At 71.8% G+C, this 13436-nt stretch carries 11 protein-coding genes; all 11 read left to right on the forward strand.

Annotated features, from left to right (window positions below; translation table 11 throughout):
- Positions 1-144 precede the first annotated feature (144 nt).
- Complete coding sequence (gatC, locus tag CLV34_RS08805) at positions 145-441, forward strand: Asp-tRNA(Asn)/Glu-tRNA(Gln) amidotransferase subunit GatC (protein ID WP_100349945.1); 297 nt, start codon at positions 145-147, stop codon at positions 439-441.
- Between the two features lies 1 nt (position 442).
- Positions 443-1957, forward strand: coding sequence for an Asp-tRNA(Asn)/Glu-tRNA(Gln) amidotransferase subunit GatA (gene gatA, locus CLV34_RS08810; protein ID WP_100349946.1), 1515 nt, complete (start codon positions 443-445; stop codon positions 1955-1957).
- Positions 1954-3459 carry an Asp-tRNA(Asn)/Glu-tRNA(Gln) amidotransferase subunit GatB gene (gatB, locus tag CLV34_RS08815; RefSeq protein ID WP_100349947.1) on the forward strand — a complete coding sequence of 502 codons (1506 nt, stop codon included), beginning with the start codon at positions 1954-1956 and terminating at the stop codon, positions 3457-3459. The genes gatA and gatB overlap by 4 nt, the downstream gene beginning before the upstream one ends.
- 3 nt (positions 3460-3462) lie before the next feature.
- Positions 3463-4041: a GNAT family N-acetyltransferase gene (locus tag CLV34_RS08820; RefSeq protein WP_100349948.1), complete on the forward strand. Its 579-nt coding sequence runs from the start codon at positions 3463-3465 to the stop codon at positions 4039-4041.
- Between the two features lie 81 nt (positions 4042-4122).
- Positions 4123-5691 (forward strand): peptide MFS transporter, encoded by a 1569-nt coding sequence (locus CLV34_RS08825; RefSeq protein WP_100349949.1) that lies wholly within the window; start codon positions 4123-4125, stop codon positions 5689-5691.
- Positions 5692-5768: 77 nt separating this feature from the next.
- Positions 5769-7496: a dihydroxy-acid dehydratase gene (gene ilvD / locus CLV34_RS08830; protein ID WP_100349950.1), complete on the forward strand. Its 1728-nt coding sequence runs from the start codon at positions 5769-5771 to the stop codon at positions 7494-7496.
- 112 nt (positions 7497-7608) lie between these two features.
- Positions 7609-8658 carry an ATP-binding cassette domain-containing protein gene (locus CLV34_RS08835; RefSeq protein ID WP_245859127.1) on the forward strand — a complete coding sequence of 350 codons (1050 nt, stop codon included), beginning with the start codon at positions 7609-7611 and terminating at the stop codon, positions 8656-8658.
- A complete protein-coding gene (locus CLV34_RS08840; protein WP_100349951.1) occupies positions 8655-9626 on the forward strand; it encodes an ABC transporter permease subunit in 972 nt (323 codons plus the stop codon). The genes CLV34_RS08835 and CLV34_RS08840 overlap by 4 nt, the downstream gene beginning before the upstream one ends.
- A gap of 311 nt (positions 9627-9937) precedes the next feature.
- The gene (locus CLV34_RS08845; protein ID WP_100349952.1) at positions 9938-11821 is read left to right on the forward strand and encodes an acetolactate synthase large subunit; all 1884 of its coding nucleotides are present in this window, start codon (positions 9938-9940) and stop codon (positions 11819-11821) included.
- 13 nt (positions 11822-11834) lie between these two features.
- Positions 11835-12359, forward strand: a complete 525-nt coding sequence (gene ilvN / locus CLV34_RS08850; RefSeq protein WP_100349953.1) for an acetolactate synthase small subunit — start codon at positions 11835-11837, stop codon at positions 12357-12359.
- 47 nt (positions 12360-12406) lie between these two features.
- Entirely contained in the window at positions 12407-13432 is a 1026-nt protein-coding gene (gene ilvC, locus CLV34_RS08855; RefSeq protein ID WP_100349954.1) for a ketol-acid reductoisomerase, read from the forward strand.
- The last annotated feature ends 4 nt before the right edge of the window (positions 13433-13436 follow it).

A 13436-nucleotide genomic window follows, 5' to 3' on the forward strand; every position in this document is an offset into this window, starting at 1 on the left:
ACACCCATTCACTGCAGGCCACCCCCGACCCCGGGGGTGGCCTGCGGCATATCCAGAACCCTTCACCGCCGCGCCGCCCGTCCACCGAGCCGCGCACCCCCGATGAGGCCTCGGGCGGACGGTCCGGCACCGTAGGATGGGGGCATGTCCTCCATCTCTCGTGACGAGGTCGCGCGCGTCGCGGCCCTGGCGCGGATCGACCTCGACGAGGCGGAGATCTCCCGGCTCGCCGGCGAGCTCGACGTGATCGTCGACGCGATCGCCCAGGTCAGCTCCGTCGCTACGCCGGACGTCCCCGCGACGAGCCACCCGCTCCCCATGACGAACGTCTTCCGCGCGGACGTGCCGGAGCCGTCCCTTCCCGTCGCCGCCGCGCTGGCCGGTGCGCCGGACGCCGACGAGGGCCGTTTCCGCGTCCCGCAGATCCTCGGGGAGGAGTGACATGAGCGAGCTCACCCGTGACTCGGCGGCACAGCTGGCCGCCCGCCTCGCCGCGCGCGAGGTGTCGAGCGTCGAGCTGACGCAGGCCCACCTCGACCGGATCGAGGCCGTGGAGCCCGCCGTCGCCGCGTTCCTCCACGTCAGCGGCGAGACGGCGCTGGAGCAGGCCGCGGAGGTCGACCGCCGGCGCGCGGCCGGCGACGACCTGCACCCGCTCGCCGGTGTTCCCGTCGCTGTCAAGGACGTCGTGGTCACCGAAGGCGTCCCCACCACGGCCGGCTCGAGGATCCTCGAGGGCTGGGTGCCGCCGTACGACGCGACGCTGGTGGAGCGGCTGAAGGCCGCCGGCCTGCCCATCCTCGGCAAGACCAACATGGACGAGTTCGCCATGGGCTCGTCGACCGAGCACTCCGCGTACGGTCCCACGCACAACCCGTGGGACCTCGACCGGATCCCCGGCGGATCCGGCGGTGGCTCGGCGGCGGCGGTCGCGGCCTTCGAGGCCCCGCTCGCCATCGGCACGGACACGGGTGGCTCCATCCGCCAGCCCGGGGCGGTCACCGGGACCGTCGGCGTCAAGCCGACCTACGGCGGGGTGTCGCGCTACGGCCTCATCGCGATGGCGTCGTCGCTCGACCAGGCCGGTCCCGTGACGCGGACGGTGCTGGACGCGGCGCTGCTCCACGAGCTCATCGGCGGGCACGACCCGCGAGACTCGACGTCGATCCCGGAAGCGCTCCCGCCGCTCGTCGACGCGGCACGTCAGGGCGCGCTCGGCGACCTGCGCGGCGTGCGCGTCGGCGTCGTGACGGAGCTGGGCGGCGACGGTTACCAGGACGGTGTGCGCGCCCGGTTCGAGGAGTCGCTCGACCTGCTGCGCAGCGCCGGCGCCGAGATCGTCGAGGTCTCGTGCCCGCACTTCCAGTACGCGCTGGGCGCGTACTACCTCATCATGCCGAGCGAGGCGTCCAGCAACCTGGCGAAGTTCGACGGGATGCGGTTCGGTCTCCGGGTCGAGCCGGAGGACGGTCCGGTCACCGCGGAGCGTGTCATGGCTGCGACACGCGGCCAGGGCTTCGGAGACGAGGTCAAGCGCCGCGTCATCCTCGGCACCTACGCCCTCTCGGCGGGGTACTACGACGCCTACTACGGCAGCGCGCAGAAGGTCCGCACGCTCATCCAGCGCGACTTCGCCGCAGCCTTCGAGCGCGCGGACGTCCTGGTCTCGCCGACGGCTCCCACCACGGCGTTCCGCCTGGGCGAGAAGCTCGACGACCCGCTCGCGATGTACCTCAACGACGTCGCGACGATCCCGGCCAACCTCGCGGGCGTGCCCGGCATGTCCGTGCCGAACGGGCTCTCGGACGACGGGCTGCCCGTCGGGTTCCAGATCCTGGCACCGGCCAAGGCCGACGACCGCATGTACCGCGTGGGAGCGGCCCTCGAGGCCGCCCTGGAGAGCTCCTGGGGCGGTTCGCTGCTCGCCCAGGCGCCTGAGCTGGAGGTGTCCCGATGACCGTCACCGACGTCGACCTGGTGTCCTACGACGACGCCGTCGAGCGCTACGACCCGGTCTTCGGCATCGAGGTCCACGTCGAGCTGGGCACGCGGACCAAGATGTTCTGCCCGGCGGAGGTGAGCTTCGGCGCCGAGCCCAACACGCAGGTGACGCCAGTCTCGCTCGGGCTGCCTGGCGCGCTCCCGGTCGTGAACGGCACGGCGGTGGAGTACGCGATCCGTATCGGCCTGGCGCTGAACTGCCAGATCGCGGAGTCGTGCCGCTTCGCCCGCAAGAACTACTTCTACCCGGACGTCCCGAAGAACTTCCAGACGTCGCAGTACGACGAGCCGATCGCGTTCGACGGATGGATCGACGTCGAGCTCGAGGACGGCACGGTGTTCCGGGTCGAGATCGAGCGCGCGCACATGGAGGAGGACGCCGGCAAGAACACCCACGTGGGTGGTGCCGCCGGCCGCATCCACGGCGCGGAGTACTCGCTCGTCGACTACAACCGGGCCGGGATCCCGCTCGTCGAGATCGTCACCCGGCCGGTGGCGGGCGCGGGCGCGCGCGCTCCCGAGGTGGCACGTGCGTACGTCCAGACGCTGCGCGACATCTTCCGGGCGCTCGACGTGTCCGAGGCTCGGATGGAGCGGGGGAACGTCCGCGCGGACGTCAACCTGTCGCTCCGTGCGACGCCCGACTCCCCGCTCGGGACCCGCACCGAGACGAAGAACGTCAACTCGTTCCGGTCGGTGGAGCGCGCGGTGCGCTACGAGGTCTCGCGGCAGGCCGCGGTCCTCGACGCGGGCGGGACGATCGTCCAGGAGACGCGGCACTGGCACGAGGACACGGGCGTCACGACGTCCGGGCGCGTCAAGTCCGACGCCGAGGACTACCGGTACTTCCCCGAGCCGGACCTCGTGCCCGTCGAGCCGAGCCGGGCGTGGGTCGAGGAGATCCGCGCGGCGCTCCCCGAGCTTCCCGCCGCGCGCCGTCGCCGGCTGCAGAGCGAGTGGGGATACACCGACCCCGAGATGCGCGACGTCGTGAACGCCGGTGCGATCGACCTCATCGAGGCGACGGTCGCCGCCGGCGCGAGCCCCGCGGGCGCTCGCAAGTGGTGGATGGGCGAGCTGGCTCGCTTCGCGAAGGAGCGCGAGCTCGAGCTCGCCGACGTCCCCGTGACGACGGCGCAGGTCGCCGAGCTGCAGTCGCTCGTCGACGCCGGCACGCTCAACGACAAGCTCGCGCGGCAGGCGCTCGAGGGCGTCCTGGCGGGGGAGGGGTCGCCGACGGAGGTCGTCGAGGCCCGCGGCCTCGCCGTGGTGTCGGACGACGGCCCGCTGCTCGCGGCCATCGATGACGCGCTCGCCGCTCAGCCGGACATCGCGGAGAAGATCCGCGGCGGGAACCTCGGCCCCGTCGGCGCGATCATCGGCGCCGTGATGAAGGCGACCAAGGGCCAGGCCGATGCCGGACGCGTCCGGGAGCTCGTCCTCGAACGGGTCGGCTGACCCGTGCGCGGACCGGTCATCGAGGGTGAGATCGCCCGCCTCCGCCCGATCGAGCCGCGTGACGCGGACGAGATGTGGGAGAGCCTCCAGGACGACGAGGCGATGCGGCTCACGGGGACGACGCGGAGCTTCACCCGCGGTGAGATCGACGCGTGGGCGGCGGACGTGTCGGACCGGCCCGGTCGGTACGACTGGGCGATCGTGCCGGCGGCGCGGCGGGACGGGAAGCCGCTGTCCGACCGGATGATCGGCGAGATCGTCGTCAACGAGATCGACCCGGACGTGCGCAGCGCCAACCTCCGGCTCGCGCTGCTGCCGAACTACCGCGGTCGCGGCTACGGTCGCGACGCGATCTTCCAGGTCATGCGGTTCGTGTTCGACGGCACGCCTGAGGTCGAGGGTCCGCGGCTGCACCGGCTCGGGCTCGACGTCCTGGGCTTCAACCCGCGTGCGCGCATGCTCTACGAGTCGCTGGGCTTCCGTGAGGAGGGCCGGCAGCGCGACGCGGTGCGCGACGGAGACGGCTGGTCGGACGTCGTGATCATGGGGATCCTCGAGGACGAGTTCCGCGCGTCCGTGTGACGCCCGACGCGGCCGCCGTGCGCGCACCGCGGCGACCGCGCACGAGGTGCCGACCGCGGCGGGCGGTGGCAGGGTCGTCGCATGACCGGGTCGAGCGGGGCGTCGGGGCCGGACGCGGGGGACGCTCCGAACGGTCGCGCGGAGTCGCGGCCGGGTGGAGGCGACGGTCCGCGCGTGCCGGGCGACCGGGCGTTCTTCGGTCAGCCGATCGGCCTGATGACGCTCTTCACCACCGAGCTGTGGGAGCGGTTCAGCTATTACGGCATGCGCGCGATCCTGCTGTACTACCTGACGGACACCCTCGCCAACGGCGGCCTCGCGCTGCCGCAGACGACCGGCCTCGCGCTGGTGTCGATCTACGGGACGAGCGTCTACCTCCTGTCCGTGGTGGGCGGCTGGGCCGCGGACCGCCTCGTCGGCGCCCGACGGTCGACCCTGTACGGCGGGATCGTCATCGCGTCCGGCCACGTGAGCCTGTCGGTGCCGGGGGTCGGCTTCTCGGCGGTCGGGATCTGTCTCGTCGCGATCGGGACGGGTCTGCTCAAGCCCAACGTGTCGTCGATGGTGGGCGAGCTGTACGCGCGGGACGACCCGCGGCGGGACTCCGGCTTCTCGATCTTCTACATGGGCATCAACATCGGGTCGCTGGTCGCGCCGATCCTCGTGGGCGTCGCCCGGGACTGGGGCGGCTACCACGCGGGCTTCGCGGTCGCGGCGGTCGGCATGGCGGTAGCGCTCGTCTTCTTCGTCGCGGGGCGGCGCTATCTGGGTGCCGCGGGGAGCGCGGTCGCGAACCCGATCCGGCCGGAGGAGCACCGCACGCTGGTGCGCAACGGCCTCGTCATCCTCGCGGCGATCCTCGTCGTGCTCGGCGTCGCGGCGCTCACGACGAGCACCGGCGGGCTCGACGTCTTCATCAACACGATGTCGTACCTGGCGTTCCTCGCGCCGATCACCTACCTCACCGTGATGTACCGCTCGCCGCGCGTCACCGTCGCCGAGCGGGGGCGGGTGCTCGCGTACGTGCCGCTGTTCGTCGGCGCGATGCTGTTCTGGATGATCTTCGAGCAGGCGGCCACCACCCTGTCCGCGTTCGCTCAGGACCGGACCGACCGGCACGTCCTGGGCATCGGCGTGAGCCCCGAGTTCTTCCAGTCGGTCAACCCGGCGTCGATCATCGTGCTGGCCCCGCTCTTCGCCTGGATCTGGGCGCGGACGCACGACCGTCCGCCCACGGCCTACAAGTTCGCGATGGGGCTCGCGCTCGGTGCGCTCTCGTTCGTGTTCCTCGCGGCAGCGTCGGCCGTCGTGGGGGACGGGCTGGCCCCCGCGTGGGTGCTCATCGTCGTCTACGTGATCCAGACGCTCGGCGAGCTGTGCCTTTCGCCCGTGGGGCTGGCCGCGACGACGCTGCTCGCACCGAAGGCGTTCCGCAGCCAGGCGCTCGCCGTGTGGTTCCTCGCCGAGTCGGCGGGGCAGGCGATCACCGCGCAGCTCGTCAAGGCGACCGAGGGCGCCTCGGACACCGCGTACTTCGGGTGGATCGGCGCGGTGACGTTGGTCGTCGCGCTGGCGCTGTGGGCCGTCGCTCCCTGGGTGACACGGCAGATCCGGCGGTCCGACGCGCTCGAGCACGCTCCGATCGGCTGACGGCGCGGGCCCGGCGCCGGGGCGTCGGGGTCGGTGTCGTCGCGCGGCCCGGTGGGGCCGGTGCCAGACTCGCAAGCATGGCGACGACGACCCCCCGACCCGGCTCCGGCACCCCCGACGTCGACATCAAGCCGCGGTCGCGGCAGGTCACGGACGGGATCGAGGCGACCGCGTCGCGCGGCATGCTGCGAGCGGTCGGGATGGGCGACGAGGACTTCGCCAAGCCGCAGATCGGCGTCGCGTCGTCGTGGAACGAGATCACGCCGTGCAACCTGTCGCTCGACCGCCTCGCCCAGGCCGCGAAGGACGGCGTGCACGCCGCCGGCGGGTACCCGCTCGAGTTCGGCACCATCTCGGTGTCCGACGGGATCTCGATGGGGCACGAGGGCATGCACTTCTCGCTCGTGTCGCGCGACGTCATCGCCGACTCCGTGGAGACGGTGATGCAGGCCGAGCGGCTCGACGGGTCCGTGCTGCTCGCCGGGTGCGACAAGTCGCTGCCGGGGATGCTCATGGCGGCCGCGCGCCTGGACCTCGCGTCCGTCTTCCTCTACGCGGGCACGATCGCGCCGGGCTGGGCGAAGCTCGAGGACGGCACCGAGATGCAGGTGACGCTCATCGACGCGTTCGAGGCCGTCGGGGCGTGCGCGCGCGGGCTGCTCAGCGAGAAGGACCGCGACGCGATCGAGCGGGCCGTCTGCCCGGGCGAGGGCGCGTGCGGCGGGATGTACACGGCCAACACGATGGCGTCGGTCGCCGAGGCGATGGGCATGTCCCTGCCGGGGTCCGCGGCGCCGCCGTCCGCCGACCGGCGCCGGGACCAGTTCGCGCGACGGTCGGGCGAGGCGGTGGTGAACCTGCTGCGCGAGGGCATCACGGCCCGGCAGATCATGACGAAGGACGCGTTCGAGAACGCGGTCGCGGTGGTCATGGCGCTCGGGGGGTCGACGAACGCGGTCCTGCACCTGCTGGCGATCGCGCACGAGGCCGAGGTCGAGCTCACCCTGGACGACTTCGACCGGATCGGTGACCGGGTGCCGCACCTGTCCGACGTGAAGCCGTTCGGCCGGTACGTGATGAACGACGTGGACCGGATCGGCGGGATCCCGGTGGTCATGAAGGCGTTGCTCGATGCGGGCCTGCTGCACGGCGACGCCCTGACCGTGACCGGGCGGACGGTCGCCGAGAACCTGGCCGAGCTCGCGCCGCCCGACCCGGACGGCAAGGTGCTGCGTGCCGTCGCCGACCCCGTGCACCACAGCGGAGGGATCACCGTCCTGCACGGGAGCCTCGCACCGGACGGTGCCGTCGTGAAGTCGGCAGGTTTCGACGCCGACGTGTTCGAGGGCACGGCGCGGGTGTTCGAGCGGGAGCGTGGCGCGCTCGACGCGCTCGAGGACGGGACCATCCGCGCCGGGGACGTCGTCGTGATCCGGTACGAGGGCCCGAAGGGTGGCCCGGGGATGCGCGAGATGCTCGCGATCACGGGCGCGATCAAGGGCGCCGGGCTCGGCAAGGACGTCCTGCTCGTCACCGACGGGCGGTTCTCTGGCGGGACGACGGGCCTCTGCGTCGGCCACATCGCGCCGGAGGCCGTGGACGGCGGCCCGATCGGGCTCGTGCGCGACGGCGACCGGATCCGGCTGGACGTCTCGGCCAAGACGCTTGACCTGCTGGTCTATCCCTCCGAGCTCATGATCCGACGCCAGACCTGGGCGCCGATCCCGCACGGGTACACGCGCGGCGTGCTCGCGAAGTACACCAAGCTCGTCCAGTCGGCCTCACGGGGAGCGGTCCTCGAGTAGCTCCGGGTGCGGTCTCTCGTTCTGGCCCATTCCGCGTCTTTGTCTGAACTGTGCGGATGCTTGTACTCTCCGCCTGATGGCTCGACCGTGAGCCGTCAGGAGGGGGACGGCCGTGGCCGCCACTGCACCGGCGGGGGACGCTCCCGCCATCGTCACCAGGGGTCTTCGTAAGACCTACCGCACCCGCAGGGGCAAGCGGCGCGTCGCGGTGGAGGGGCTCGACCTGACGGTCCCGCGCGGCGGCGTCCACGGGTTCCTCGGCCCCAACGGCTCGGGCAAGACCACGTCGATCCGCATGCTCCTGGGGCTGGCACGTGCCGACGCCGGAACCATGGAGATCTTCGGCACGCCCGTGCCGGCGCGGCTCCCCGACGTCGTCGCCCGGGTCGGCGCGATCGTCGAGCAGCCCAAGTTCTTCCCCGCGTTCACGGGGCGCAAGAACCTCACGCTGCTCGCGGCCGCGATCGGCGTCCCGAGCCAGGAGGTCGGACGCGTCCTGGAGACGGTCGGGCTGGGGGAGCGTGCCGACGACCGCTTCAAGTCCTACTCGCTGGGCATGAAGCAGCGCCTCGCGATCGCCGCGACGCTGCTCAAGGACCCTGACCTGCTGATCTTCGACGAGCCGACGAACGGCCTCGACCCGGCCGGCATCCGCGAGATCCGACACACGATGCGCGGCCTCGCCGACCAGGGCAAGACGGTCCTGGTCTCCAGCCACATCCTCGCCGAGGTGCAGCTCGTGGCCGACACCGTGTCGATCATCGGTCACGGTCGGCTGCTCGCGAGCGGTCGCGTCGAGGACCTCGTCGGTGGCGCCGCGGGGCACGTCCGCGTCGGCGTCGACGAGGCCGACCGCGCGGCGGGCGTCCTGGAGGCGTCCGGCTGGACCGTCCGGCGGGAGTCGCCGCACCTGCTCGTCGAGGGCGTCGACGACGCCGCGGCGATCACGAGGGCGCTGGCCGCCGAGATGCTCTTCGTCCGCGAGCTCGTCCCCGTGAAGGCGGACCTCGAGCAGGTCTTCCTCGAGCTGACGTCGGGCGTCGACTCGGCGGGCGGCGACGTGCACCCCGAGGAACCACGGCACGCCGCGCCACCGGACGGCACAGGTACGGCAGCAAGGCAGGGCTCGACCGACGACACCACCACGGAGGACGCACGATGAGGCTGCTGAGGGTCGAGCTGACCCGGTTCGCGTCCCGCCGGCTCGTGCGCTGGGGGCTCCTGGTGGCGGTCCTCGGCATCCTGGCGATCGCCGTGACGAGCTGGGTCGGTGCCCGGCCGCCCAGCGCGTCGGAGGTCTCCCAGGCGCAGGAGTACGTCCAGCAGCAGAAGGACTACTGGGCGCAGGACGGCGCCGCGCAGATCCAGGACTGCAAGGACCACCCGGAGAACTACTGGGACGGGGTCGACTGCGAGCACGACCTCTACACCGAGCCGAAGGTCGAGGACTTCCTCCAGGCCCCGGGGTCGTTCGCCGCCGAGGGCATCGACACGGTCGGCATGGAGGCGATCCTCGTCGCCGTGCTCGCCCTGGTGCTCGGAGCGGCGTTCGTGTGCGCCGAGGTGGCGTCGGGCGCGCTGGGCAACTGGCTCACGTTCGAGCCGCGACGTGGCCGCGTGTACACGTCGAAGATCGCCGCGGCCGCGATCGGCGCCGCCGCGTTCGCCGCGGTCGTGCTGCTCGTCGCGACCGGGGCGGAGTGGACCGCGTTCGCGATCGAGGGACGCGCCGGAGCGTCCGGGCACGACTGGTGCCAGCTCGCGGCACTGGCCGGTCGGGCGGTGGCGCTCGCGGCGGGGCTCTCCGCGCTGGGTGCGGGGCTCGGGTTCTTCGTCCGGCACACGGCCGCCGTGCTCGGTGTCGTCGCGGGCTGGATGGCGGTCGTGGACGGCGCGGTGCTCGGCGCCCTGGGACAGCAGCGGTGGACGCTGCGGCTCTCCGGGCAGGCGTGGGTCGACGGTGGTGCGACGTACTACGTCGAGAAGTGCACCCCTGCCGACGGGGGGCTGTCGTGCGAGTCGGTCGAGCGCCATGTCTCGACCGTCCACGGCGGTCTGGTCCTGCTCGTCGTGGTCGTCGTGGTCGTCGGCCTGGGATGGTTCGTGTTCCGGCGTCGCGACGTGTCCTGAGGCCGGAGGCCGCGCCGCGAGGGATCGCGTCTCAGAGACTGGGACGCGATCACTCGCGGTGTGACATCCGCGAGGGGAGGGCGTAGCGTGTGTGCCGTGCAGACGATCCTCCTCGTAGTACTTCCTGAGCGCGCCGGCTGAGGCCACCGCACAGGTCTCGTCAGCGCGCACCCCTCGAAGCACCCGTGGACCGGGTCGAGGGGTTTTTTCGTGTCACGGTCCAGCACAGCCCAGCACCAGAACCCCGCCGAAACACCGCCCGCACGGGCAGCGTCGCCGCTGCCACGGGTGCAGAACCGAAGGAGGCACCGATGGTCCAGGGACCCACCCCTGCGCCGTCGCGGACCGGCTCCGCGACCGTGTCAGCACGGCCCGCGGCCCGCACCGCACCGGCTGCGAAGCCCGGCCGTCCGACGACCGGCACGACGGTGAGCGTCCCCGCGACGCCCGTCACCGGCGCCGAGTCGATCGTCCGGTCCCTCGAGGCGGTCGGTGTCGACACGGTCTTCGGCATCCCCGGTGGGGCGATCCTCCCGCTCTACGACCCGCTGATGGACTCGACGAAGGTGCGGCACGTCCTCGTCCGGCACGAGCAGGGCGGCGGCCACGCCGCGTCCGGCTACGCGCACGCGTCCGGCAAGGTGGGCGTGTGCATGGCGACGTCCGGGCCCGGCGCGACGAACCTGGTCACGCCGATCGCCGACGCGAACATCGACTCCATCCCCATGGTCGCGATCACGGGGCAGGTGGGCGCGGCACTCATCGGCACGGATGCGTTCCAGGAGGCCGACATCGTCGGCATCACCATGCCGGTCACCAAGCACAACTACCTCGTGACCGACCCGGCCGACATCCCGCGGACCATCGCCGAGGCGTTCCACATCGCGAGCACCGGGCGTCCCGGTCCCGTGCTCGTCGACATCGCGAAGTCCGCCATGCAGGCGCAGACCACGTTCTCGTGGCCCCAGGAGCTCGACCTCCCGGGCTACCACCCCGTGACCAAGCCGCACGCGAAGCAGATCCGCGAGGCGGCCCGGCTGCTCGCCACGTCCCGCAAGCCGGTGCTGTACGTCGGCGGCGGCGTGCTGCGGGCGGACGCGACGGCCGCGCTGCGCCGGCTCGTGGACCTGTCGGGCGCACCCGTCGTCACCACTCTCATGGCGCGCGGCGCGCTGCCCGACTCGCACCCGCAGAACCTCGGCATGCCCGGCATGCACGGCACGGTGCCCGCCGTCGCCGCGCTCCAGCAGGCCGACCTGATCGTCGCGCTCGGGGCCCGGTTCGACGACCGGGTGACGGGCAACCTCGACTCGTTCGCGCCGAACGCGACGATCGTGCACGCCGACATCGACCCGGCCGAGATCGGCAAGAACCGGACGGTCGACGTGCCCATCGTGGGCGACCTGCGCGAGGTGCTGGCCGACCTGCTTCCCGAGCTCGAGCGCGAGCACGCGGCGCAGGGCAAGCCGGACGTCGAAGGTTGGTGGCGCCTCATCGACTCCTGGCGCGAGACCTACCCGCTCGGCTACACGCCGACGGCGGACGGCCTGCTCGCCCCGCAGCACGTCATCGAGCGGCTCGGCGCGCTGTCCGGGCCGGAGTCGATCTACGTCGCGGGCGTGGGCCAGCACCAGATGTGGGCCGCGCAGTTCATCCGGTACGAGAACCCGCGCACGTGGATCAACTCGGGCGGCCTCGGGACGATGGGCTTCTCCGTGCCGGCGGCTATGGGTGCCAAGGTCGCGCGCCCGGACGCCACCGTGTGGTCGATCGACGGCGACGGCTGCTTCCAGATGACCAACCAGGAGCTCGCGACCTGCGTGATCAACGAGATCCCGATCAAGGTCGCCATCGTGAACAACTCGTCGCTCGGCATGGTCCGGCAGTGGCAGACGCTGTTCTACAACGAGCGCTACTCCAACACCGACCTGCACACGGGCCACGGCTCGCGCCGCGTCCCCGACTTCGTCAAGATGGCGGACGCCTACGGGGCGGTGGGGCTGCGCTGCGAGAGCGAGGCCGACGTCGACGCGACGATCAAGCGGGCGCTCGAGATCGACGACCAGCCCGTCGTGGTCGACTTCACCGTGTCCGCCGACGCGATGGTGTGGCCCATGGTCGCGGCCGGCGTGTCCAACGACGAGATCCAGTACGCCCGGGGGCTCACGCCGTCCTGGGACCGCGACGAGGACTGAGAGCGAGCGAACCATGAGCAGGCACACCCTCTCGGTGCTGGTCGAGAACAAGCCCGGCGTGCTGACGCGCGTCGCGGGGCTGTTCGCCCGCCGGGCGTTCAACATCCACTCGCTCGCCGTCGGCCCGACCGAGCACGACGACATCTCGCGCGTCACCGTCGTGGTGGACGTCGACGAGCACCCCCTCGAGCAGGTCACCAAGCAGCTGAACAAGCTCGTCAACGTCATCAAGATCGTCGAGCTCGAGCCGACCTCGTCGGTGCAGCGGGAGCTGCTCCTCGTGAAGGTCCGTGCCGACCAGGGCACGCGCACCGCGGTCCTCGAGGTCGTCGAGCTGTTCCGCGCCAAGATCGTCGACGTCCACCCGGACGCCGTCGTGGTCGAGGCGACCGGGACCGCCGAGAAGCTCGCCGCGCTGCTCGCAGCGCTCGAGCCGTACGGGGTCCGCGAGATCGTGCAGTCCGGAGCCGTCGCCATCGGGCGCGGACCCCGGTCGATCACCGACCGCGCGCTCGAGCGCGTGGCCCGCACCGCCTGAGCCCACCGAGATCCACCCGAACCCCCGATATCGCAAGGAGAACCACCGTGGCTGAGCTGTTCTACGACGACGACGCAGACCTGTCCATCATCCAGAGCAAGAAGGTCGCGATCGTCGGCTACGGGAGCCAGGGTCACGCGCACGCGCAGAACCTGCGCGACTCGGGCGTCGAGGTCGTCATCGCGCTCAAGGAGGGGTCGAAGTCGACCGCCAAGGCGCAGGACGAGGGCTTCGAGGTGAAGTCCGTCGCCGACGCCGCCGCCTGGGCCGACCTGATCATGATCCTCGCGCCGGACCAGCACCAGCGCTCGATCTTCGCCGACTCGATCAAGCCCGCGCTCACCGAGGGCAAGACGCTCGCGTTCGCGCACGGCTTCAACATCCGTTTCGGCTACATCGAGGCGCCCGAGGGCGTCGACGTGATCCTCGTCGCACCGAAGGCGCCGGGCCACACCGTGCGTCGCGAGTTCGTCGCGGGCCGCGGCATCCCGGACATCATCGGCGTCGAGAAGGACGCGTCGGGCAAGGCGTGGGACGTCGCGCTGTCGTACGCGAAGGCGATCGGCGGCACGCGTGCCGGCGTCATCAAGACGACCTTCACCGAGGAGACCGAGACCGACCTGTTCGGCGAGCAGGCCGTCCTGTGCGGTGGCGTGTCGCAGCTCGTCCAGTACGGCTTCGAGACCCTCACCGAGGCCGGCTACCAGCCGGAGATCGCCTACTTCGAGGTCCTGCACGAGCTGAAGCTCATCGTCGACCTCATGTGGGAGGGCGGCATCGCCAAGCAGCGCTGGTCGGTGTCCGACACGGCCGAGTACGGCGACTACGTCTCGGGCCCGCGCGTCATCGACGCCCGCGTGAAGGAGAACATGCAGGGCGTGCTCGCCGACATCCAGTCGGGCGCGTTCGCCGAGCGCTTCATCGGCGACCAGGACGCGGGCGCCCCGGAGTTCCTCGCGCTGCGCGAGAAGGCCGCCCAGCACCCGATCGAGAAGGTCGGCAAGGAGCTGCGCGCGCTGTTCGCCTGGAAGCAGCAGGACGCGGACTACGTGGACGGTTCCGCCGCGCGCTGACGCG

The organism is Luteimicrobium subarcticum, from assembly GCF_002798015.1.
GTDB lineage: Bacteria > Actinomycetota > Actinomycetes > Actinomycetales > Cellulomonadaceae > Luteimicrobium > Luteimicrobium subarcticum.